We start from the raw sequence: 23,293 nt of genomic DNA, 5'->3' as shown, positions 1-23,293 counted from the left end.
GCTACTGTTTTAATCGAACCAAAGCATCGGCAGCGACTGCACCTTTACCTTTAGGACGCACCATCAAAGGATTGATATCCAGTTCAGTAACACTGTCCCAGTGATCCATAGCAAAATCAGCTACGGCCATAATGGCATCTACTACGGCTTCCAAGTCGCCTTCCGGGCGGCCTCGAAAACCCCGTAGCAATGCGCTGCCTTTGAGTGATAGAACAGCAGCACCAGCGGCTTCGCGGGTGATTGGCAGCAGCATAATTGCACTGTCGTTGAGCAGGTTGACTAGAATGCCGCCCGTACCAACAATCAGTGCCAGTCCGAACTGTTCATCTCGTTTAAGGCCAATGATCAGCTCGCCAACAAAGTCTGAAATCATAGGTTCGATCAGAAAGCGGGCATCAGCGAGCCCCTGTTCGGCTAGGCGGCCCGCCATTACCTCAACGGCGCTGGCCACGGCGCTGCCATCCTTAAGATTGAGCATGACGGCCCCGGCCTCAGTCTTGTGAGCCAGCCTGTCGCTGACCCCTTTCATCACCACCGGGTAGCCAACTTCGTCCGCTGCTTCTACCACATCTGCTTTGTTTACACAGCGACCGCCAGGTAGTTGCAGTCCATAGCGGCCAACCAGTTGCTTAGAGGCCCACTCATCTAGCATCTTGCTCTCGCCTTCCATCAATAAAGGCCCTCGTAGGAGTAATTGCTCAGAGTCATCCATTGCGGCCACTTGACGGCGGCGTTCGCCATAACGCACAAGCCGTGCCAACGCTGCAACACCGTCTTTCAGGCTTTGCAATGGTGCAATACCGGCTTTCACTAACCGCTGGCGGGCGTTCTCTGGCATTAGCTCGCTGAGGTTAGAGATCACGGCGCAGGTCTTGGGGTGGTTGGCGTGAGCGGCTATTAAAGAATTGATCGCCACCTGCCATTCGTGATCGTTACCAATGCCCTGTTTGGGGAAGTCCAACGCTAATACGGTAGCGTCGCAGTCACCCTCCATCATAATGCCAAATACCTCGGTACAGGCTTCAAGATTGCCCCAAATCGAAGTGTTGTAATCTAAGGGGTTGGAAAGACTGGCAAAATCGGGCAACCATTTACCTAGTTTTTGTTCCTGTATCTTGGATAAGCTTGGCAGCTGAAGCTTATAGTGATCCAGACTATCGGCTAGCATGGCGCTATCACCGCCGGAGCAGGTCAGCACGCCGATACGATCCCCTTTGGGAAGTTCGCATAGAGAGGCAATCTTCAGGGTTTCAAGCAGCTCAGACAAAGAGTGCACACGAAGAATGCCCAGCCTGTCGAACATCGCCTGATACATGTCATCAGAGCCCGCTAAGGAGCTGGTATGACTCATGGTCAGCTGGGTGCCGATCTCTGAAGTGCCTGCCTTGAGCACTACCAGAGGAACGCCTTTCTCCAAAGCCTTCAGAGCAGCGCGACTGAACGTTTCAATATCTTTCAGCCCCTCGATATAAAAACCGATGGCGGTTACACGATCGTCTTCGAGCAGTGGTTCGATATAGTCGCCTACGCCTAACACCGCCTGATTGCCAACGCTGATTACATGGGTGATTGAAAGTGAGCGGTCGTGCATGGTCAGATTTAGCGCTACGTTACCGCTTTGGCTGATGATAGCGACACCTTTATCGGTACGCTCACCACAAAGACGGTCCGGCCATAACGCGACGCCGTTGGTAAAATTTAGCAAGCCATAGCAGTTGGGGCCCACTAATGCCATATCTCCGGCCGCTTCTATCAGTGAGTCTTGCAGTTCATCCCCATTGTTGCCTACCTCAGCAAAGCCAGCGGCGTAACAAACCACGCCGCCGCACCCCCGTTTACTCAGGTCGGCGACGGCTTGAACCGTCAGCTTAGCGTTGATGGATACGAACGCTGCGTCAGGAGTGCCAGGTAAATCAGCAATGCTGTCGAAACAGGGTACACCAGCGATTTCGTCGTACTTAGGATTAACCACCCATATTTCGCCATCAAAGCCGATGTCTTGAGTGTTTTGGATGGGGAGTGCCAGGTTGGAACCGCCAATAAATACAATACTGCGCGGTGAAAGCAGTCGTTGAAGATTTTCTTGTTTTGTCATGATGAGAAACCTTATAAGCCCAAAAAAAGAGTTAGGGCGCGCTCGTGCGCGCCCTAGGGGACTTACCAACCAGTGTAAATATCGAGGCCACGCTTCTTAATTTGGCCGCTGATAATGACACGTTGGATTTCTGAAGTGCCTTCCCAGATTCGGTCGACTCGGGTATCACGCCACAAACGCTCAACCGCTTGTTCACGCATATAACCGCGACCACCCAGAATTTGTACAGCCTTGTCGCAAACTCGGCCCACCATTTCGGAACAATACAGCTTCAATGCTGCCGCTTTGGCGTGATTAACCTTGCGATCGCTGGTCTGGTCGATTTCCCAGCTCAGTCGGTAGAGCATAGACTTGGCGGCCATGATTTCGACGCCCATATCAGCCAGCATGAATTCGATCGCTTGAAAGTTATTAATCGGTTGGCCAAATTGGATGCGTTCGGCGGCAAACTTGTTTGCTTCTTCAGCGGCTCGAATGGCGCCACCAACGCAACGGGCGGCTATTCCTAGGCGTGCTTCAACAAACCAATCCTTGGTCATATCGTAGCCTTGGCCGATTTCGCCCAGAATTTTGTCTTCTCCAACAATCACGTCATTGAAGATGTACTCAGGGTGCTTGAACGCAAAATGGTGGGTATAAAGCGGTGTGCGTTTGAGCTCTACACCAGGCAAGTTCTTTTCAACAAAAAATACGGTGGGTTTGGTTGAATCACCATCTACGTGAGCGTGTACTAGAATATAATCGGCAATGTCTCCGATGGTTACGAACCACTTCTCACCGTTAATTTTCCAACCACCCTCAACCTTATCTGCACGGGTCATGCACTGAGTCGGGTCAGAGCCTGCATCGGCTTCAGTAATGGCGTAGGCGTCGCGACGTTTGCCCTGACAAGTCGGGATTAAATATTCTTCTTTTTGCGCCTGGGTAGCGAAGCGCATGGGATAAGAGGGATACCAAAGCGCGTCCCAGATGGCGCCGGTGGCTTTGCCTAGTTGCTCGTTGAGAAGGGTCTGTTCAAAGATACTAAAGCCTTGGCCGCCATCTTCCTTGCTGTGGTTTGGTGCGTTAAAGCCCCACGCCAATGTGGCATCGATAATCTTTTGGTGAGTTTCACGGCTGATACCGTCATTTTCTTCACACTCCATTTCGTGAGGGAAGAGAACGGTTTCGGTAAATTCTTTGGCTTTTGCCTGCAGTTCAAGATGCTCTTTAGAAAGATTAAAATCCATTGTAAAATCTCCAAGAAATGTTGGTGTTGTTGATTATGTGCCGTTTGCTTACGGGCCTAAACTCCTATTAACTCTACGCAGGAGTGCAAGGGTGTGATTGATTAAAAACGACGTATTTATCGTGAAATACGACAATGAGCGGTGTCGTTTTGTGGCGTAAAGTCTGTTCTGTCGTTTTGGTGCATTGTTATGACGATTTTGTGCAATGGGTATATTGGGCTTTGCGCTAAGGTGGTGGCAATGGAACAACCAATAAAAAAACAACAGAAGGATTGAACAACATGTCAGTGTCTGTACATACCGAACACAGGGGCTCAGCGTTATTAATCACCTTGAATCGCCCCAAAGCTAATGCGATAGACTGCGCCACAAGTTTTGAGCTTTACGAGGCATTGGCTGAATTTGAGCAGAACCCTTCTCTTCAGGTTGCGATTATTACTGGAGCCGGCCAGCACTTCTTTTCAGCGGGCTGGGATCTTAAAGCCGCCGCCGCGGGGGAAGCGGTAGATGCTCATCACGGCCCTGGTGGTTTTGCCGGGCTGACCGAACTTTTCAGTCTGACCAAGCCTGTTATTGCCGCCGTTAACGGCATGGCAGTTGGTGGTGGTTTTGAACTGGTTTTGGCCTGCGATTTAATCGTGGCAGCCGACCATGCCCAGTTCTTCCTACCCGAAGCTCAGATTGGTATTGTTCCCGATTCAGGTGGCGTGTTTCGTCTGCCCAAGCGGTTGCCTCGAGCGGTTGCCATGGAAATGCTACTAACGGGTAGTCGCCTGAGTGCAGAGGAGGCTCTGCGGTGGGGGTTAGTGAACGCTGTTGTTGCCCCGGACGAATTGATAGCGACAGCACTGGCGCTGGCCGAAAGAGTCGCTACAAGTGCTCCCTTAGCTCAACAGGCAATCATGGAACTAGTCTCCGCCGGAGAATCAATTTCCGTGCAGCAAGCGTTTGAACTTCAGCGTAGTGGAACGCTGCCGGCTTACAGACGCATGCTTCAATCACAGGATGCCGAAGAAGGCAGCAATGCTTTTACGGAAGGCCGCCCCCCAATCTGGAAAGGGTGTTAAAAGGAGATAGGTTATGGAAAATATATTTAGAACTGATTTGTTTGCCGATAAAACGGTTTTAATAACCGGTGGCGGGAGCGGCATTGGCCTGGCCATAGCTCGTAATTTCGGTACTTTGGGTGCTCGGGTGGTGATTGCGGCGCGAGACCAGGAGCGATTGATTGAAGCGGGACAGAGCCTACGTGAGGCTGGTGTCGATGCGATCGAACTGGCAGTCAATATCCGCGATAGCGATTCTGTGGCAAGTCTAATAGAACAGCTGGAGCTACAGGGAATTGGTATTGATGTATTGGTTAATAACGCTGGTGGACAATTTGCTGCGCCTGCCCTAGAGCTCTCTGCCAATGGCTTTCGGTCAGTTGTTGACCTTAACCTAACCGGCACTTTTCTTATGTGTCAGGCTTTTGCTCGGCACTGTATGAACCGCAAGCTCCCCGGATGTATCATTAATATTGTTTTGTGCCAGGCCAACGGGCTACCCGGTATGGCGCACGCGGGTGCTGCCAGAGAAGGTGTCGTCAACTTAACCCGAACTCTTGCTTGGGAGTGGGCAAATCTTGGCATTCGAGTGAATGCCGTGGCACCGGGCACTATTAAGACTGAAGCATTGGATCAGTATGACCCAGTTGCGCTGCAGGATGGCATTAATAAGCTACTGATAAAGCGCATGGGCTTACCCGAAGAAGTTGCTCAATCAGTAGCTTATTTGGCATCACCTGCCGCTGGTTTTATCACCGGCACATGTCTCGCTCTGGATGGTGGTGAACACTTGACAGGCGCGTCTCCGCAACGCTAATCAAAGGATGAATTCTATGCCCTGTTATGAGTTTGAAGGTTTGATTCCGGTGGTGCATCCCAGTGCTTATGTTCACCCAACAGCAGTGCTGATCGGTGATGTGATTGTTGGCCCTAATGTTTACATTGCCCCGCTAGCATCTCTGCGTGGAGACTATGGCCGCTTAATCTTAGAGGATGGTTCCAACCTTCAGGACAGTTGTGTGATGCATGGATATTGCGACACCGACACCGTTGTTGAGGCTAACGGCCATATTGGGCACGGCGCAATTCTTCATGGCTGCATAGTAAAGCGTAATGCGCTAGTGGGTATGAATGCGGTAGTGATGGACGGTGCCATTATTGGTGAGGACAGCATAGTTGCCGCCGGCAGTTTTGTTAAGGCCGGCTTTAAAGGGACATCCCGCCAGTTGCTGGTAGGTTCGCCTGCCAAAGTAATTCGTGAGGTTAGCGAACAGGACTTGCATTGGAAAGGTCTCAATACAAAAGAATATCAGGCGCTGGTCTGGCGCTCAGCCGCGAGCATGAACGTGGTTTCGCCACTGCTGGAGATGGAAGCGGATCGCCCTAGACTCAAAGGAGTGACCGTCGTACAACCCAAAGTATGAGACAGAATCAAAGTGGTATACTCAAAAAAATTTGATGCATGTCAACGGTCTTCACTTGGGCTGCGAGCGAACTGTTTGCGGTAGCTTCGGGTAAAATGGGGAGCTGAATTGAATCCGCAGATGATTCTGATTTCAGAAATGCTTAAGCTGGACTCTTTCAGTAACTGTCGAGATCGTTCCAGCCGCAACTTCATGTAATAGCCAGAAGGTGAATCGTTCAGAAAACTGCGAAACAGGCGTTCCATCTGACGAACAGAAATGTGTGCGTATTTTGCCAGCTCTTTGGTGGACAAGGGCGACTCCAGATGTGCTTCCATCTTCTCCAACACGCGCAGAAGGCGGGGATGGTATATTTTGAGACGTGCGGATAAGTCGATACGTTGCTTGTCCGATTTCTGACGGATACCACTTTTTATAAACTGTTCACAAACCTTGATTGCGAGACCGTGGCCGAGCTCTTCCTGAATGATATAAAGCATCAGATCGATGGCCGAGGTTCCGCCGGCACAGGTAATCAGATTGTGATCTACTTCAAACAGCTCGTTGGTGAGTTCCAGTTCGGGATAATCTTCCTGAAAGGAAGGTGCTGCTTCCCAGTGCAGGGCTATTTTGTGCTTTTTCAGAAGCCCGGCTGCAGCCAGAAGATAGCAGCCGGTGTCCATGGCACCTATTAAAGAGCCTCCCCGGTTGAGTTTTTTAAGCCAAGCAATGGTGTCATCCCGGATATAGTCTTTCGGATTGAAGCTGGAGCAGACAAAAATATTAAGGGGGACTGCGGAATCACAGATAGCAACCGTTTGTTGCAATGCCAGTAGGTTGCTCGCTGCCACTGGTGGGCCGTCCTCAGAAAGCAATTGCCAACGAAAAATCTCGCGGCCGGCAAAGCGATTGGCTACTCGCAGCGGCTCAATAGCAGACAGTAGGGCGACCATTGCGTATTCAGGTAAAAGCAGAAAGGAAATGGTAAAAACGCCATCTTTATCAGGCTTTAGGATCATAGTGATAAACCAAGTTTTTACTGAATACTATAACAGACAACGGAATATGTAAGTATCTACACTAGATAAATTTGTCCCCGAATTCAGGTTTTTAGGCTAATTCCACTCAGTTATTTCCCATCTAGCTTGCTCGCCAGAAAACAGTGAGGATTGGAATTCAGAAATGAGCACAGCCCTTTGTTCAGAGGGCAAAGTCGAAACAGAGTTTATAGCACAGCGGATAGTGGGAGAATGGCAAAGATAATTTTCAAGTTACACCCCTACTCTTAGGTGGGCATGACTCTCATGAAGGTCTTTTTAAGGCTACACAATTGGAAAATAGACACGCATAAAATGTATATGTACCAGTTTATGAGGACCGTACAGCATCAAGAGATGGATTGCATTGTGGGGGACGAACAGTTTTGGACAAAGGAATTTGACGGTTATCATCGATTGCGCAAGAATTTTTACTCTGAAAGATTTAGGATACATACCGCCCTTGTCGCTTGTTTGTAGTTCCGAACGTTCCAAACCCCACTAATTAAAATATCTGATCTTTTTTTTCATCACTTTAACGCAATGAGTATTTTAACTGTGATAGTGCTCGCGTTATACTCAGCTTCATTAGTATGATACTTTATTACTCCTAAATATGACTCGATACCATGGATGAGACTATTCAGTATGATACTTTATTATTTTTACGGAAAATAAGAGGTAATGAAATCAAGGTTTTAACAAAGGCTCAGTATGATACTTTATTACTCGCTGACAAATATTATCATTAATTAGTTGCTTTTTGCACCGAATCCTTCGCTATCTGGTACGAATAAGATAGCGAAGGATTTTTTTGTGAATAACGAATAGAAAAATATCAGTAATTTATATAATTCAATCACTTATATAATTACTGTATCTACAGTATGGACAATGAGAACATGGATATCGAAAGCGACACCGCCAATCAAATCACTAACCAAATAGAAATAATCTATGAAGATGAATTTCTGGTGGCAATTAATAAAGAGGCTGGTCTATTGGTGCATCGCAGTTGGCTGGATAAAGGCGAGACGCGCTTTGCCATGCAACTCACCCGTGATGCGGTAGGTTGTCATGTATTTCCAGTGCATCGGTTAGACAAGCCTACGTCAGGCGTATTATTGTTTGCCAAGAGCTCAGCCGTGGCGCGCAGCCTTGGCGAGGCTTTTACTGAACACAAAGTTACCAAGCAGTATTTAGCCGTGGTGCGCGGCTATATGCCAGAACAAGGCACCGTCGATTATGCGTTGAGCTTTCAACCCGATGCCATCGCCGATAAGTTTGCCGATTTGGACAAACCCGCTCAAGAGGCGGTGACCCATTGGCAAAGTTTGGCACAAATCGAGCTACCATTTGCTGTATCAAAAAAACATGATACGAGCCGCTATAGTCTTGTGCGCTTGACACCCGAGACTGGGCGCAAGCATCAGCTGCGCCGGCACATGCGACATGTATTCCATCATATCGTGGGTGATACCAGCCACGGCGATATACGTCACACACGATTTTTTCGTACTCACTATGATTGTACGCGCATGCTGCTGCATGCTCAGACTTTAGCGCTCAGCCACCCCGTCACTGGTGAGCCATTATTGCTAAAAGCTAAATTAGATGACCAATGGATGCGTATCTTAGAAGAGTTTTCTTGGGTGGACAGCGCTAAAGGTTAAACAGCGTAGGTTTTATCTTAGATAGTCATATGAAAGAAGTCGATATACTGATGCTAGATATGAAGGTTCGATACCCTAGTAAGGACTTGAACCTTCGGCTATGAGCTTTTGGATTTTTATTTTTATTTTTATTTTTATTTACCGTAAGCGCTGTTCTAGGAATAAGAACAGCTAACATCATATTGGCTAGCGCTTTCTTCCCAGTTTTATTTTTATATTCGCTAGCACCAACCCCGACAATATCAATATCATTGCCAGCATCTTCCACCATGTCACGATCTCTCCTGTAAGTAGCACTGAGGTTGTCATACCGAATACTGGCACCAATAGAGCAAACGGCATAACCTTGGAAGCCGTATTTTGACTAAGCAGATGCGCCCACAGTCCAAATCCTATCAGCGTTGAGACATACACGATAAACCCAAGTGATAACCAAGACTTAAGCGATGCCTCGGTAAACGTCGCCAGCTGCCATGCCTCGGTCTCAAATATGAGAGAAGATAGCGTTAAAATCACGCAAGCGATCAGACCACCCCAAACCACGAGAGCGAGAGCAGACAACGCGGATGCCTTATTACTTCCAGTATTAGACGGAATAATAGCCCCGTCTGATCCTTGCTGCGTCGCTTGTGTTGACGCCTGTTTTGAAGCAATGTTTCCAAAGCTCCAACCTATGGCCGCAATCAAGATACAGACAAACCCAGCCAGAGGCATATCACCACCAAGGTTCAACGCGATGACGCTAAGCCCTAGCACACCGACCAGCATACCGATGATTTGCATGCGACTCACTGCCTCACCCAGTATAAAATACGCCAACAATACGGTAATAAAAATTTGAATTTGTAGCAATAGTGCCGTCAATCCTGCTGATGCCCCTAAGTGCATGGCAGTGAATACAAAAGCATACTGCATGACAAACGTACCGATAGCATAGATAAGTAATGTACGGTTAAATTTGGGCGGCTTCAGAAAGAAAACCAGTGGCACAGCGGTAAAGAAGAAACGCAGGGCGGTGAGCATTAGCGGTGGAAAGCTTTCAAGTCCCCATGCAATAAAGGTAAAGTTCACACCCCAAATAAAAGTAACCAGTACAGCCAATGCAGTGTATATAGGAGTCATATCGTTGGCCTAAGAAATTATGGCTGGTTATTATATTTAAAAAAATTTTATGACAATCTCGTATTAACCATAGGAGGCTTTTAGAGAGTGAGTAATACACTTACAAACAATAGAACGGCAATGAGCATTAATGCTGCACCGCCTATTTTTGTAATTAACTATAGGTTATCTTGAGCTTTCCATAGATACCGGCTGGCTAAAGCAAATGCTTCTGCGTAGCAAAAATGGATCAGTAAAACCAATAGGCAAAAAGCTGAAGCTAAAATGAGAAATTGAGAAAGATAGGTTTGCTCAGTATCGATAAATTGCGGAAATACAGCCATAAAAAATAAGATAGGTTTTGGGTTAGAAAGAGAGGTTAGCAAACCCTCTTTGAATAACCTACCAGCACTTGTACTACTCACATCTAACGTGTTGTCAGACTCTAGGACAAATGATTTTCTTTTTCCAAAGGCCATTTTAAAACCCAAGTAGAATATATATTGCGCCCACTAATTGAATGGCCAAGAACATTTTCTTTGATGTTGCAATCACTAGTCCAATACTAGTAGCTGAGACAATAGCCGCGCCTAGCATTCCTAGAGAGATACCTAAGATGCCATAAGCTATTTTTTTCGACCATGCGTCAGGGGGTTTGTAATACTTAGAATGACATCAGGACTTGGGCTAGCAATAGTGGCAGAGGCGATAAGAACGTATAAGGCAATATTACTCATTAAACACGACTACCAGAGTAAGCTTTTGTTGGCATTCTAGCATTTAATTTATATGGCAAACCATGCTTATTTCAGAAAGGACAGTCATTCTGAAAAACAAAAATACGTATACCCAACAGAACCCAGATACTTCACCCTTTAGACCCATTAATAGACCACTTAAAGCAGACTGATATAAGAGAACCACTCAAAATAAACTTTTGAACGATCTAAACGTTGCAGTGTAAACGCGCCAATATAAAGACTTAAACCAATCCCTTATACAGAAAGTAACACCCTACAACCGTTAATAACAACGCAAAGCATTTCTTTAAAAGCTCTGGTGATAGTATATGAGCAACTTTCGCGCCTAGCTTGGCGGTAAAAAAGCTCATGATGCTGATCCCTAAAAAGGCATAAATGTGCACAAAGCCAATGGTGTTAGGCACATCAATTTGTTGCTGCATCCCAAAGAACATAAAACCTAATGCCCCAGCTATGGCAATCGGCAGACCACAAGCTGCTGAGGTACCAACGGCTTTTTGCATGACTACACCATAACGCGTGAGATAAGGCACGGTTAAGCTACCGCCGCCAATACCGAAAATGGCAGAAGCGATACCGATAACCCCACCTGCTGCTAATTGCCTAGGTTTTGAAGGCAGTTGTGTATTAGCATCGTCGGCACTACTAGAATTGGTAGCAGGATTAGTAACCTGTTTTTTGCCACCGAAAAACATCTTGTAGGCGACCCACAGTAAAAATACGCCAACAATGAGCTGAAGGTATAGCCCAGACATCTGCCCTGCAATCCCTGCCCCTAAAAAGCAACCAATCGCTAAGCCTGGTGCCAGATTTTTGAAGACAGGCCACATGACTGCGCCTTTTTTATTATGTGCCATGAGCGAGCTGATCGAGGTGACAATGATGGTCGCCAATGACGTACCTAATGCCAAATGCATGATATTGTCAGGGCTGTAACCCATTTGCGTAAAGACGATGAATAATAATGGCACGATAATTGTGCCACCGCCTACACCAAATAGCCCCGCAGCAAATCCTGCTAGCGCACCTATGATTAAAAAAATGATTAATTCCACGGGATATTTACTTCTTATGTAGAGTTAGTACGATGGTTATTTTAGTTCAGTGACAATCAATCAGTTAAAAAGCCAAATTAAGCGATTTCTGCTTGATCCACTTGACCAACCCGAGAATAGGCACGATTAAAATACACCAAACTCTCCTCTTGCTCACTTTGTCTAATGGCGACCACCCGGCACATGAAAACACTGTGCGTGCCCACTTGCTGAATGTCCTCAATCTCACAATCAAAACTGACCAACGCATCTTCTAAAACGGGAGCGCCTGTTTTAAGCGGTGACCAAGAGCCGTATTCAAATCGCTCTTGTGAACTCAATTTGGAGGCAAAAGCGTTAGATATTGATTCATGCTGTGCACCTAAAACATTGACACTTAACGTTTTATTTTCAATAAAATGGGCATGTGAGCGAGATGTCTGATTCATGCAAACCAGCAAGGTTGGCGGTGTATCGGTGACGCTACACACCGCAGATGCGGTAAATCCATGAGTACCAGCGCTGCCTTCTGTGGTAATAACATTGACCGCTGTTGTTAACAAAGACATACCATCTCTAAAATCGGTGGCTTCAATCATGACTTAACTCCTAAATTTTAAATCTTTAAGTTCATTGATAACTGAGGTCACTCATGAGTTTAAACAAGCTAGTATAGACGGGGTTAAAAACCCAACCTATAAAAGCTAAATTTTGTATCAGTTTATTCAATGAACCCTAAGCGGTCAGTTCTTGACGCACGATTGCTGCGCCTGCACTTAACGCTTGCAGCTTACCTCGTGCCACTTGGCGCGATAGTGGTGCCATACCGCAGTTGGTTGAAGGATACAGCTTATCCGCATCGACGAATTGCAAGGCTTTACGTAGTGTATTGGCCACTTCTTCAGGGGTTTCAATAGTATTGGTTGCCACGTCAATGGCACCAATCATCACTTTTTTACCGCGGATCAATTCAATCAAATCCATGGGAACATGTGAGTTTTGGCATTCTAAAGAGACAATATCGATATTCGACTGCTGCAACTTAGGAAAGGCTTGCTCATATTGACGCCACTCTGAACCCAGTGTCTTTTTCCAATCGGTATTGGCTTTGATGCCATAGCCGTAGCAGATATGCACCGCCGTCTCACACTTTAGACCTTCAATGGCACGCTCTAACGTGGCAATACCCCAGTCGTTGACGTCATCAAAGAACACATTGAAGGCAGGCTCATCGAATTGGATAATATCCACCCCAGCCGCCTCTAACTCTCTCGCTTCTTGATTTAAGATTTTAGCAAATTCCCACGCCAATTTTTCACGGCTTTTATAATGACCATCATATAAGGTATCAATCATGGTCATCGGACCAGGCAGTGCCCATTTGATCGGCTGATCGGTTTGCGCACGTAAAAACTTAGCATCATCAACAAATACAGGCTTTTGACGGCTTACCGCGCCCACAACTGACGGCACACTGGCATCATAACGATTACGAATGCGCACGGTCTCGCGCTTCTCAAAATCGACGCCATCCAGATGTTCAATAAAGGTGGTCACAAAGTGCTGACGAGTCTGCTCGCCATCACTGACAATATCGATGCCTGCATGCACTTGCTCTTGCAATGTCAAACGTAGTGCATCTTGTTTGGCTTCAAGCAGTTGCGCGCCTTCTAATGCCCAAGGTGACCAGATTTTTTCAGGTTCTGCAAGCCAAGAAGGTTTCGGTAAGCTGCCAGCCGTTGACGTCGGTAATAACTTTTGTGTCGGTAATAATATTGTCATACGATTCATCTTCTTATTAATTTGTATTTTACTTTTCGGCTACATTTATATTGGCTATGCTGCGGCTTTTTTTACGGCTTCTTTTTGAACAATGCTGCTTGTCACATCATAGCTTGCTGCCCACTCATTAAGAATGGTTTGGTATGGCTTGATGAACTGCTCTTCGGTGAACTTACCTTGTGTCACTGCCATCTGACTACGCTCTGCGCGATCATAGACGATTTGCGTTAGGGAATAATCTTGATACTTCAAACTCGGTTGATACACTTGACCGGCTGCCGAATTGGCATTATAAATTTCAGGTCGGTAGATTTTTTGAAACGTCTCCATGGTACTAATCGCACTGATCAGCTCAAGATCGGTGTAATCGCTCAGCAAGTCACCCGCAAAATAAAACGCTAATGGCGCGGCGCTACCCGTAGGCATAAAGTAGCGAACGGTTAAGCCCATTTTGGAAAAGTACTCATCGGTTAGTGACCCTTTGTTCAAAGAGCAGCCATCTTGTTTGTATTCAACGCCCAATACAGGGTGCTGATTGGTCGTACGTTGATAGGTTTTACTGGTGGACACACTCAAGCAAATCACAGGCTTCTTGGTGAAATTAGCTTGGTAAGCTTCTGAATTCAATAAATACTGAAACAGTTTGCCATGTAAGTCACCAAAATCTACTGGTGGCGCAGATGATGGATGTTTATCGAAATGGTCTAATAAGACGACGCTAAAGTCATAATCGCGCACATAAGATGAGAAACTATTACCAATCATACCGTCAATACGGGTGTTCTCTTTATGATCCACAATCGTTGTTTGCAGCATCTCGATGATAGGGAAAGTATCGCCATTTCCTGCAACATCCATGTCGACAGAAATAATATCAACCTCAACAGAATAACGATCTGCGGTGGTATTATCCCAATGTGCCAAAGCATTAAAACGATTATTTATCATTCTTAACGTTTTGCTTAAGTTCTCTTGACGATGCTCGCCACGCGCCAAATTCGCAAAGTTCGTCGTGAGACGCGTGCTATTTGCAGGATGATAGTTTTCATCAAAACGAATGCGCTTAATTGCACAACTAAATTCTTTACTCATGATAATCCGCTACCCTAATCTACTCTCATTATTTGAGATAAAACCAAATTTGTGTATGAGGTGAATCATACCTAAACTATTACATGAATAAAAACGATACTATTTAAATATAAGATGAATATAATTCATGTTAATTAAATTATGGTATGACATGAGATTGGATAGCGGAGACTGTACGACTTACTCGATAGGATCATTGAGCAAAAAATAAGCTTGTAGAAAAATGAGCTACGCTAAAGAAAGCATAAAGAAAATTTCGATAAATTAACTAACGAATCTAAGGATTCTCTCATTAAAAAAGCCGAAACTTATTTTCTAAGTCTCAGCCCTTTTTTTGATAATATAAATAGAAAATTGCTTTCTATTGATTGTGTTAGCAATAAACATTCTTAAGACTTCTTCAACTTCAACGCGGTCAAACTACTGCCTTGCCGCTTCAATCTGAATATTTAGCTGAACTTTTTCAGTAATACCCAATAACGTATATTTACTGATGCCCCATTTCGTTCGATCAATGGTCGTTGTAAAATCCCCACCGCAAACTGGCTTTTTCAATATTGGATTTAGGTAGCAATTGAACTTGCTGGCCGTTAGCGTAATGGGGTTAATCTTGCCGTGTAGTGTCAACATACCATCAACTTTGCTGACATTTGAGCCACTACCATCAGTCGTAAAATACCATTTGGTAGACTCAAATTGCGCCAGTGGAAACTGCTCAATATCGAAAAAATCTGCGCTTTTTAACGTAATATCAAATGCTGTATTGCCTGTATTTAGGCTATTCAGAGGAATTACTAGCGAGATATTACCGGTCTTAGCCGCTGGATCATAATCTAGCTGCCCAGTGATATTATAAAAGCCACCTGTGTTGGTAGAGGTATTAAAATGGTCAATAGCAAAGCGTACATTGGTATGAGTGGGGTCGATATCGTAAGTCCTCGCCTGACTGCTGGCGATACCTAACATGCTTATGCTTAAGGCTAGTAGCGGCTTCCGCGAGGACAGTATGACTGTCGAGAGGGACATTTGATTCATAGTAACATTCCTTTGCTGTATAAATGATAGAGCAATCACATCCTTTGTGATTTTGCTCTTATAATTGCTCTCTTATATAATGACAACAAGCCCATACTTAATCAATAAGTATGGGCTTGTCTATTTTAGACATAGCATTCTCACTGCTAACGCTACGTCATAGATATGATCAAATAAATCCATTAAATCATACTTTACTATCTGTCGTTGTCTGCTCTTTGCCACTAGGTACGAGCCATTTAGCAAACCATCCTGACAAATCATCCATTAAAGTATAAACCACGGGAATCACCACAAGGCTTAATAACGTCGAAGTCACCAGACCACCCAATACCGCAGCGGCCATCGGACGACGGAAAGTTGGATCAGCATCACCCCAACCGAAAACTAAGGGCAACATTCCCGCGCCCATCGCAATGGTGGTCATAATAATAGGACGCGCCCGCTTGCGGCAAGCATCGATAATAGCCTCAAAACGCGCCAAACCTCGACGCTGTGCAATCAGTGCATAATCGACCAATAAGATAGAATTTTTGGTAGCAATACCCATTAGCATAATAAAGCCGATCATCGATGGCATAGAAAGACTGCTATTGGTAATAACCAAGCCTACAAAAGCACCGCCTATCGATAAAGGCAATGCCATCAAAATGGTAAAAGGCTGCAATATACGCCCAAACAATAGAATAAGTACGCCTAAAATACAAACCACACCGACCGACATCGCAATCACAAAACCGCTGAATAGCTCAGCCATGTTTTCTGCTTGACCTTGGTCAATAATGGTAATGGAAGGCGGTAGTTGTTGCATGGCAGGTACTGATTTAACCGCTTGTACCAAATCTCCAAGCTCGCCACTCGCAGGTTGCACCGTGATACTGATGGCGCGTTCCCGATCGAGCCTGCTAATCTGCGCAGGCCCAGTGCCAAAGTCTAATGACGCGACTTCACCCACACGTACACCCTGTCCTGCTGGTAACGAGCTCGGTACATATATACCTTCTAATTGACTGACATTTTGTTTGGCAATATCTGGTAGACGAATGACGATAGGAATCTGCCGCGTATCCAAATTGAGCTTGGATAAACGCTGCTCATAGTCACCCACCGTCGCCACTCGTAACGTCGTAGCGATGTCTTGCGTGGTCACCCCTTTATCCGCCATCGCCAGTCTGTCTGGCGTCACCGTTAACTCTTGACGCGGTAAACTGCGGTCACTGGTCACGGAGCCAGCACTGGGCAGCCCTCGAATTTCTGACATGATTTGCTGAGCGGTTTGTTCAAGCAATTGCGGATTGGTACTGGTCATAGAGAAGTTGTAACCACTCTCTCCACCACTCGACAAACCAACGGTAAAGCGCGCACCTGGCACTTCTGCCAACAAACTACTTATTTGACGTTCAATCTCTTGCTTAGAGCCGCGCTCTGCACGCGGTGCTAGTACGATATCTAGACCTGCTATATTTTCAGCTTTGCCACCACTAGAGTTTGAGTCCATGCTAGCCTGAGCCTCACCGACTGAGGTAAAAATATTGGTGACTTCAGGCATTGCTAAAATACGCTCACTTGCCAACGCAGCAACGCGCTCTGTGTCTTCCAGTGCAACGTCAGGTGTCAACTCAATCGCCACACGAGTTTGGTCAATATCATTATCAGGAATAAACGATGTTGGTAGTAATTTGACAAGCATCAGTGACGCCACGAATAATACTAAAGTTGCACCCATCGTCAGCCAGCGATGATGCAGTGTCCATGCCACTATTTTGAGATACCAACCCATCAGCGCGCTTTGCTTCTCAACGTGTTTTTTCTCTGGTCGCAATATATACGCTGCCATCATCGGTGTGATGAGACGTGCGACCATCAAAGACGCAAAAATCGATAATGCAGCTGTCCAACCAAACTGACGGAAAAACTGACCAACGATACCGCCCATAAAGGCGGTAGGTAAAAACACGGCAATCAAAGTAAATGTGGTCGCGACTACTGCCAAGCCAATCTCGTCAGCCGCTTCCATCGCTGCTTCATACGGTGTCTTGCCCATGCGTAAATGCCGTATGATGTTTTCGACCTCGACGATCGCATCATCAACCAATACACCGATCACTAATGACAATGCCAACAAAGATATAATATTGAGGCTAAAGCCAAATAAGTACATACCTAAAAAGGTAGGAATCACTGATAATGGCAAGGCGACAGCAGCAACTATAGTCGCCCGAATATTGCGCAAAAATAAGAATACGACGACGACTGCTAACAGACCACCTTCGATCAGCATCCGTAAAGAAGCTTGATAATCTTCCGCAATCGGCGTTGCCCGATCATAGACCTTTTCAATAGTGATATTACCTACATCGGCTGACAGCTTGGCAAGCTCTGCATCAACCAGCTCCATGACCTCAACTTCACTGGCACCACGCGAGCGGGTGATGTTAAATGCCACCACCGTTTGCCCGTCAAGCTTAGCAATAGAGCTTGGGTCAGCCGCGCCATCTGTGATTTGTGCCATACGTCCAAGCGCTTGTGTGCCGCCTGCTGGGATTGCCACTTGTAAATCATTGAGCTCACTTGCCCGCTCCACCGCACCAAGGACACGAATCGTCTGGGTGGTTTTGCCCACTTCTGCTTCACCACCAGAGCTGTCCTGCTGAATACCCGTGATTTGATTGGATAGTTGTGTGATAGAGAGCTTAAGACCACTCAAGGTAATCGGGTCAGCTGCGACGGTAATCTCACGCTGCAAACCACCAATACGGCTAACCGTACTGACACCCGGTATGTCAGAAAGACGCTTGGTGACTGTATCATCGACGAACCAAGACAAGTCTTCCACATTCATGTTTTCAGAAGCCACAGAATAAGTGACAACGGGGAATCCTGCGGTTGAAACTTTAGTAATAATAGGGTCATTGGCAGCGGCAGGCAAATCGCCGCGTACCTCGCCTACTGCCGAGCGCACATCATCGACCGCTTCTTGAATATCCTTTTCTAACACAAACTCTGTGACCATGGTGGCAGCACCCGTTTGTAACGTGGTGCGAATATGCTTGATACCTTCAATACTCGTAAGCTTGTTTTCTATCTTTTTTGCGATGTCGTTTTCGAGCTGTGATGGCGCGGCACCCGGTAAAGTCACCGTGACCACGACTGCAGGTAAGTCAATATCAGGAAACTGCTGCACCTTCATTTTCATAAAGCCATAAATACCGCCTAACGTCAGTAGTATAAATAGCAAAATGGCAACTAAAGGATTTTTTATCGAGTAAGCAGAAACATTTAAACTCATGGTTGTGCCTGCGCTGCTGTACTCGTTTGGCTAACACCATCAACGATACGCACCAAATCTCCATCATTTAAAAAGCTGCCGCCTTGTTTGACAATTTGACTGTCACTAGGCAATGGCTCTAGCACTGCCACATTTTCGCCAAGTCGCTCGCCCAATGTCACTCGTTGTTGCTTGATACGACCCATGGTCTGACCATCTTGAGTGGTCACATTGGTTACTAGCATCACATAATCATAGCCATCGTTGCTGACGATAGCGCTATTGGGCACCGTTTGCGTACTGGCACTGCCTAATAGGAACTCACCCGTTTGATACATACCTGCCCGTACTTTTGCATTGGCTGCCAAGCTCGCATAGATGGTAATCTGCCGGTTGTTGTCCGCCGTTGGTGCTATGCGGCTCACTTTCCCCATTACCGTATCACCATCTGGTAAGCTCACCCGTACTGGCGTCCCGACACTGACTTCACCAACAAGCTTGGGATCAATATCTGCACGCCATTCCAAAATACCACCTTTAATGATAGTAAATAATGGCTCGCCACCAGCAACCATACCGACCTCCGCCATTTTCTCGCTGATGACACCGCTGACTGGTGCGACCACTGTTGCATTATCTACACTCAAGCGCTGAGTGCTCAGACGCGCTTTGGAGGCTTGTAGCGCAGCCTGCGCTTGAAGTTTTGCAGTGCGATAGCGATCGGCTTCTTGTTTGCTAATCGCATCAATATCTATCAATGGCAATACACGGGCAGCATCAGCGCTGGCATTGGCAAGCGTCGCTTCTGCTTCGGCAACATCTGCCTCTGCTTGCAAGACTTGCTGCTCCATAGCATCGGTGTCAAATATCGCCAATACTTGACCCGCTTTGACGCGATCACCTTCTTCGACCAATATACGCTCGATAGCAACACCGTTTACTTTGGCACTGACATTCGCCGTATCTTTGGCATCAATGGTGCCATCAGCACTGAGTGTATTACCAATATCATCTTGGCTTGGGCTGACCGTTTCTACTGATAATACCGCCTGCTCAGTGCTCGTAGCGCTTGCAGTGGCACCATCACTTGAAGTACGACTAGAAGCTGGTGATTCATCGGTCGCGGCTTTATCACTACCGCCCCAATACTTTCCAAGTAGCACACCAATGATAAGCACGGCTGCCAATACGGGTAACAACCATAATGGTAGTTTTGAAGCGGTTTTTTTAGACAAATTATCAGACTGGCGATACGGTGGTAGCTCAGATGGTTGAGGTGGCTCAATGTTGGTTTCTTGCTCGCTAGTCGGTGCTTGCTTATTATTAGGGTGTTCAAAATCACTCATAGTCGGTCTCTATAAATAAGCACGGTACTAACGCCGTAAAAAGTATAAGGGAAACAAAATGATACAGGCAGAGCTTATCAAAATAGTCTTTTATCATTGTAGACTATCTCGTCATTGGGTCAATTATGTTAAGTATCTACATAGTCAATTGTTGATAGTAATCAAGATATAATAATCAAGACGTAGTAAGACATTGAACTTAATAAAGATTATTAGTAGCAAAGATTATAAAGTGAACGATAAGTAAAGACAAAAGACAGCCTATTCCTAGCTCAGTCCCAGTTCATTGCATAAGTCTTCTTCACCAAAATCCCTTGCTTAAAACTTATTCAGCCAATGAAAAAATATGCTGTCATATTGAATGCATTAAGATGCGACCATTATAGTTGGAACAATCACTCGTAAAAATTAATGATACATACGCCCTACAGTTTAGACTTGTATTTATGGGGTAATTTGTCATTATTAAGATAACTCTACTAATAAAGGAATCCATCATGGCTAATAAATCAGACGTAAAGAAGCTTAAGCAAGAAATTAAAGACACCAAAGCAAAAATTAAGCAGAAAAAGAAATATCTCAAAGAACTTAAGAAGTCATTGAAAAAGTCGAAAAGAGCCAAATAGCTTTTTTTCCAGATGATGGCTTTACGTCAAAAAACAGAAGAGGATAGCGTTGGCTGTCCTCTTTTTTGCTATTAATTTAGCCATTTTCAGCCCATTTAGAGGATAATCGATTGAATTGAGAACACCCCTTAGGCATTGGTATAACGACTCGCTTCAGGCATCCAGCGGTGAATCAGTTGGCTGACATCTGCCTTGCGCGTAGGATCTGCAATTAAATGTTTGGCTAAACGCTGAGCAATGGCAAACAGCTGCTCGTCACGTATCAGATCAGCCAAATAATAACCGACGTTACCCGTTTGACGTTTGCCTAATAACTCACCGGGACCACGCAATTCCAAATCTTTTTGGGCAATAACAAAACCATCAGTGCTATCACGCAGGACATTTAAGCGCTCTGTACCTGTCTCTGATAATGGCTTTTGGTATAACAGTACGCAATAGCTTTTGGTTGAGCCACGCCCGACTCGCCCGCGCAGCTGATGTAATTGCGATAGACCTAATCGTTCGGCATTTTCGATGACCATTAACGACGCATTAGGTACGTCGACCCCAACTTCAATGACTGTTGTGGCAATCAACAAGTCCAAATTGCCAGTTTTAAACTCTTGCATGATGGCTTGTTTGTCAACGGATTTCATCTTGCCATGGACAAGACCAATGCGAATATTCAAGCGCTCATTTAAATCCTCATAAGTGGCTTCAGCAGCTTGCGCATCCAGCACACTAGACGCTTCGACCAACGAGCAAACCCAGTACGCTTGCCTACCCGCTTCACAATTAACCGCAATCCGCTCAATGACTTCATCGCGTCGATTACGGTCAATGGTCACCGTAGTAATTGGCGTACGCCCCGGTGGCAATTCATCAATAATCGAGGTATCCATATCACCGTAAACGCTCATCGCGAGCGTGCGCGGAATCGGGGTAGCGGTCATAATCAGCTGATGTGGTGTGCTATTCGCCACACCTTTATTGGTCAGTGCCATACGCTGCTCAACACCAAAGCGATGCTGTTCATCGATAATAACTAAGCCCAATTTGGCAAACTGCACCTGCTCTTGAAACAGTGCATGAGTACCGACCACGATTTGCACCGTGTTTTCTGCGACGGCTTCCAACGCTTCGCGGCGCTGCTTCGCCGTTTGTTTACCAGCAAGCCAGCCAACACCGATACCTAACGGCTCAAACCATTGTTTGAAATTGACCAAATGTTGCTCTGCCAAAATCTCCGTGGGTGCCATGACCGCCACCTGCCAGCCACTATCAAGCGCATAACCCGCTGCACCCGCTGCGACCAGAGTCTTGCCCGCGCCCACATCACCTTGCACCAACCGCAGCATTGGGATGGACGTTGCCATATCAGCCGTAATATCTTTCATGACTCGTTGCTGTGCACCCGTTAAATCAAACGGCAATGCGGCAAATAGCTTATCAGCCAATGGACTTTGCGTGGCACATTTGGGTGCTTTATGCTGATGCAGTTGCTGACGACGATATAACAAGCTGAGCTGATGGGCGGTTAATTCTTCAATAATCAAACGCTGGCATGCCGCATGAGTACGGGCACTTAATTGGGTGAGTAGCTGATATTGTCGTCCGGCGTCGGTATAAGTCGGCGGTGTATGCAGTAATACTAAGGCTTCAAATATCGTCAGGTTATAGACGTTGTTATTAACTGTTCTATTAGCGACTGTATGGATATCACTGTTTGTATTATTATTGGCATCATAGACATTGGCTTTATTGACACTACTAACGCTATGACCAGTCGTATTATCTGGCACACTACGCGCCAATGTCGAAAATATATCTTCTGGATACTCTGCCTCTGTTATCGGTATTTTAGCCGGTTCAAAAGGTGCTAATGGCAAGTCAGCCACGACTGCAAAGTCTGTAGGAGTAAACAGCGTCATTGGTAAGCCTTCACTGCGAACCGTCTGTAATGCCAGCTTAATTAAGGTACGCAGCTTATTTTGGTGCAAACCTTTAACACTTGGATAAATGGGCTGCAAACCGGTATTTACTACCGTCTCATTACTACTGATAATTTGATATTCAGGATGGTGGATTTGCTTACCATAACGACTCACCTTTACTTCGCCAAATAATTGCAGCTGCGTCCCTAAGCTCATGGTTTGTGCAAGACCACGATAAACCTTAAAAAACCGTAGCGATATGGTGCCAGTATCATCATCTACCACGACCGTCATACCGCTGCGCTTGGTGTCGACGTGCACCACACGCCCAGTAATCAACGCAGACTGCCCGTGCCCCACCTCTGCTATAGACAGCAATCGGCTACGATCTTCATAATCACGTGGCAGATGCAGCAATAAATCAAATATTCGTTTAATATTCAATTGTGCCAACTGTTCTGCGACTTTTAATCCCACACCCGCCAGTGCCGTCACTGGCATATCTAGCGCTGAGAGTGGCAGCTCAGACCTTATATGCTCTGTTGGGCTGGATAAAGAAGCGTTCACTGATACTGACATCAAAGATCCTAACAATATTATTTTTAATTTTTGTATACTCATTCAAGTATTTTCAATATACCGTAGATGATGACAGTTTTTATAAAACAGCTGTCATCAACAGGACACATCAAAACACCGACTCATTTCATTATAGCTGACAATACAATTGCTTATGCTCAGCTATTTAGTAATACTGCGTCAAAAAGCCTGAAAGTCAAACGACTCATTTGTATCATATCAATAACTGATGTCTTATTTTCCGTATTATGGCCATTTTATAAGGTGTTT

Annotated in this window: 18 protein-coding genes; 5 read left to right on the top strand and 13 right to left on the bottom strand. The window is 45.8% G+C overall.

Annotation, left to right across the window (positions count from 1 at the left end):
• Nucleotide 1 precedes the first annotated feature (1 nt).
• Together JMX82_RS10695 and JMX82_RS10690 are read right to left on the bottom strand one after the other, a co-directional pair.
• On the bottom strand, nucleotides 2–2,095 hold the full coding sequence (locus JMX82_RS10695) for an acetate--CoA ligase family protein (RefSeq protein ID WP_201540523.1): 2,094 nt from the start codon (nucleotides 2,093–2,095) through the stop codon (nucleotides 2–4).
• 62 nt (nucleotides 2,096–2,157) lie between these two features.
• A complete protein-coding gene (locus JMX82_RS10690) occupies nucleotides 2,158–3,324 on the bottom strand; it encodes an acyl-CoA dehydrogenase family protein (protein ID WP_201540522.1) in 1,167 nt (388 codons plus the stop codon).
• A gap of 281 nt (nucleotides 3,325–3,605) precedes the next feature.
• On the opposite strand from JMX82_RS10690, the gene JMX82_RS10685 reads away from it, so the two are divergent.
• From JMX82_RS10685 to caiE, 3 genes are read left to right on the top strand one after another with little or no spacing between them, the layout of a single operon-like run.
• A complete protein-coding gene (locus JMX82_RS10685; protein WP_201540521.1) occupies nucleotides 3,606–4,391 on the top strand; it encodes an enoyl-CoA hydratase-related protein in 786 nt (261 codons plus the stop codon).
• Between the two features lie 13 nt (nucleotides 4,392–4,404).
• On the top strand, nucleotides 4,405–5,187 hold the full coding sequence (locus JMX82_RS10680; protein WP_201540520.1) for an SDR family oxidoreductase: 783 nt from the start codon (nucleotides 4,405–4,407) through the stop codon (nucleotides 5,185–5,187).
• 16 nt (nucleotides 5,188–5,203) lie between these two features.
• Complete coding sequence (gene caiE, locus JMX82_RS10675; protein WP_201540519.1) at nucleotides 5,204–5,794, top strand: carnitine operon protein CaiE; 591 nt, start codon at nucleotides 5,204–5,206, stop codon at nucleotides 5,792–5,794.
• Between the two features lie 41 nt (nucleotides 5,795–5,835).
• Here caiE and JMX82_RS10670 read toward each other — a convergent pair whose 3' ends face one another.
• Nucleotides 5,836–6,792, bottom strand: a complete 957-nt coding sequence (locus JMX82_RS10670) for a GlxA family transcriptional regulator (RefSeq protein WP_201540518.1) — start codon at nucleotides 6,790–6,792, stop codon at nucleotides 5,836–5,838.
• A gap of 920 nt (nucleotides 6,793–7,712) precedes the next feature.
• Between JMX82_RS10670 and truC the strand changes: the two genes are divergently transcribed.
• Nucleotides 7,713–8,483 carry a tRNA pseudouridine(65) synthase TruC gene (gene truC / locus JMX82_RS10665; RefSeq protein WP_201540517.1) on the top strand — a complete coding sequence of 257 codons (771 nt, stop codon included), beginning with the start codon at nucleotides 7,713–7,715 and terminating at the stop codon, nucleotides 8,481–8,483.
• Between the two features lie 186 nt (nucleotides 8,484–8,669).
• Here the strand turns inward: truC and JMX82_RS10660 are convergent, their stop codons facing one another.
• From JMX82_RS10660 to JMX82_RS10620, 9 genes are all read right to left on the bottom strand, one after another.
• Nucleotides 8,670–9,605, bottom strand: coding sequence for an EamA family transporter (locus JMX82_RS10660; protein WP_201540516.1), 936 nt, complete (start codon nucleotides 9,603–9,605; stop codon nucleotides 8,670–8,672).
• 158 nt (nucleotides 9,606–9,763) lie between these two features.
• Nucleotides 9,764–10,084 (bottom strand): LysE family translocator, encoded by a 321-nt coding sequence (locus tag JMX82_RS10655; RefSeq protein ID WP_265089320.1) that lies wholly within the window; start codon nucleotides 10,082–10,084, stop codon nucleotides 9,764–9,766.
• A 482-nt stretch (nucleotides 10,085–10,566) separates the two neighbouring features.
• Nucleotides 10,567–11,400, bottom strand: coding sequence for a sulfite exporter TauE/SafE family protein (locus JMX82_RS10650; RefSeq protein WP_201540514.1), 834 nt, complete (start codon nucleotides 11,398–11,400; stop codon nucleotides 10,567–10,569).
• A gap of 77 nt (nucleotides 11,401–11,477) precedes the next feature.
• On the bottom strand, nucleotides 11,478–11,978 hold the full coding sequence (locus JMX82_RS10645; RefSeq protein ID WP_060492047.1) for a flavin reductase: 501 nt from the start codon (nucleotides 11,976–11,978) through the stop codon (nucleotides 11,478–11,480).
• Between the two features lie 136 nt (nucleotides 11,979–12,114).
• A complete protein-coding gene (locus JMX82_RS10640) occupies nucleotides 12,115–13,161 on the bottom strand; it encodes a methionine synthase (protein WP_201502888.1) in 1,047 nt (348 codons plus the stop codon).
• Nucleotides 13,162–13,215: 54 nt separating this feature from the next.
• The gene (locus JMX82_RS10635) at nucleotides 13,216–14,253 is read right to left on the bottom strand and encodes a DUF1852 domain-containing protein (RefSeq protein WP_201540513.1); all 1,038 of its coding nucleotides are present in this window, start codon (nucleotides 14,251–14,253) and stop codon (nucleotides 13,216–13,218) included.
• Between the two features lie 420 nt (nucleotides 14,254–14,673).
• Nucleotides 14,674–15,288, bottom strand: coding sequence for a YceI family protein (locus tag JMX82_RS10630; RefSeq protein ID WP_201540512.1), 615 nt, complete (start codon nucleotides 15,286–15,288; stop codon nucleotides 14,674–14,676).
• Between the two features lie 187 nt (nucleotides 15,289–15,475).
• Nucleotides 15,476–18,577 (bottom strand): efflux RND transporter permease subunit, encoded by a 3,102-nt coding sequence (locus JMX82_RS10625; RefSeq protein ID WP_201540511.1) that lies wholly within the window; start codon nucleotides 18,575–18,577, stop codon nucleotides 15,476–15,478.
• Nucleotides 18,574–19,902, bottom strand: a complete 1,329-nt coding sequence (locus JMX82_RS10620) for an efflux RND transporter periplasmic adaptor subunit (RefSeq protein ID WP_201540510.1) — start codon at nucleotides 19,900–19,902, stop codon at nucleotides 18,574–18,576. The genes JMX82_RS10625 and JMX82_RS10620 overlap by 4 nt, the downstream gene beginning before the upstream one ends.
• A 497-nt stretch (nucleotides 19,903–20,399) precedes the next feature.
• Here JMX82_RS10620 and JMX82_RS14375 point away from each other — a divergent pair, with 497 nt between their 5' ends.
• Nucleotides 20,400–20,528 carry a hypothetical protein gene (locus JMX82_RS14375; RefSeq protein WP_265089319.1) on the top strand — a complete coding sequence of 43 codons (129 nt, stop codon included), beginning with the start codon at nucleotides 20,400–20,402 and terminating at the stop codon, nucleotides 20,526–20,528.
• A gap of 128 nt (nucleotides 20,529–20,656) precedes the next feature.
• Here the strand turns inward: JMX82_RS14375 and recG are convergent, their stop codons facing one another.
• Nucleotides 20,657–23,023 (bottom strand): ATP-dependent DNA helicase RecG, encoded by a 2,367-nt coding sequence (gene recG / locus JMX82_RS10615; protein ID WP_227676635.1) that lies wholly within the window; start codon nucleotides 23,021–23,023, stop codon nucleotides 20,657–20,659.
• Nucleotides 23,024–23,293: the final 270 nt, after the last annotated feature.

The sequence above is a fragment of the Psychrobacter sp. 1044 genome (assembly GCF_904846525.1).
Lineage (GTDB): Bacteria > Pseudomonadota > Gammaproteobacteria > Pseudomonadales > Moraxellaceae > Psychrobacter.
The sequence above is the reverse complement of the archived record's forward strand: the minus strand, read 5'-3'. Positions and strand labels throughout refer to the sequence as shown.

Coding starts and splice junctions, on each gene's coding strand:
- JMX82_RS14375 (WP_265089319.1), top strand. CDS start 20,400: ATGGCTAATAAATCAGACGTAAAGAAGCTTAAGCAAGAAATTAAAGAC.
- JMX82_RS10620 (WP_201540510.1), bottom strand. CDS start 19,902: ATGAGTGATTTTGAACACCCTAATAATAAGCAAGCACCGACTAGCGAG.
- JMX82_RS10645 (WP_060492047.1), bottom strand. CDS start 11,978: ATGATTGAAGCCACCGATTTTAGAGATGGTATGTCTTTGTTAACAACA.
- caiE (WP_201540519.1), top strand. CDS start 5,204: ATGCCCTGTTATGAGTTTGAAGGTTTGATTCCGGTGGTGCATCCCAGT.
- JMX82_RS10630 (WP_201540512.1), bottom strand. CDS start 15,288: ATGAATCAAATGTCCCTCTCGACAGTCATACTGTCCTCGCGGAAGCCG.
- JMX82_RS10625 (WP_201540511.1), bottom strand. CDS start 18,577: ATGAGTTTAAATGTTTCTGCTTACTCGATAAAAAATCCTTTAGTTGCC.
- truC (WP_201540517.1), top strand. CDS start 7,713: ATGGATATCGAAAGCGACACCGCCAATCAAATCACTAACCAAATAGAA.
- JMX82_RS10640 (WP_201502888.1), bottom strand. CDS start 13,161: ATGACAATATTATTACCGACACAAAAGTTATTACCGACGTCAACGGCT.
- JMX82_RS10680 (WP_201540520.1), top strand. CDS start 4,405: ATGGAAAATATATTTAGAACTGATTTGTTTGCCGATAAAACGGTTTTA.
- recG (WP_227676635.1), bottom strand. CDS start 23,023: ATGTCAGTATCAGTGAACGCTTCTTTATCCAGCCCAACAGAGCATATA.
- JMX82_RS10635 (WP_201540513.1), bottom strand. CDS start 14,253: ATGAGTAAAGAATTTAGTTGTGCAATTAAGCGCATTCGTTTTGATGAA.
- JMX82_RS10690 (WP_201540522.1), bottom strand. CDS start 3,324: ATGGATTTTAATCTTTCTAAAGAGCATCTTGAACTGCAGGCAAAAGCC.
- JMX82_RS10660 (WP_201540516.1), bottom strand. CDS start 9,605: ATGACTCCTATATACACTGCATTGGCTGTACTGGTTACTTTTATTTGG.
- JMX82_RS10670 (WP_201540518.1), bottom strand. CDS start 6,792: ATGATCCTAAAGCCTGATAAAGATGGCGTTTTTACCATTTCCTTTCTG.
- JMX82_RS10695 (WP_201540523.1), bottom strand. CDS start 2,095: ATGACAAAACAAGAAAATCTTCAACGACTGCTTTCACCGCGCAGTATT.
- JMX82_RS10685 (WP_201540521.1), top strand. CDS start 3,606: ATGTCAGTGTCTGTACATACCGAACACAGGGGCTCAGCGTTATTAATC.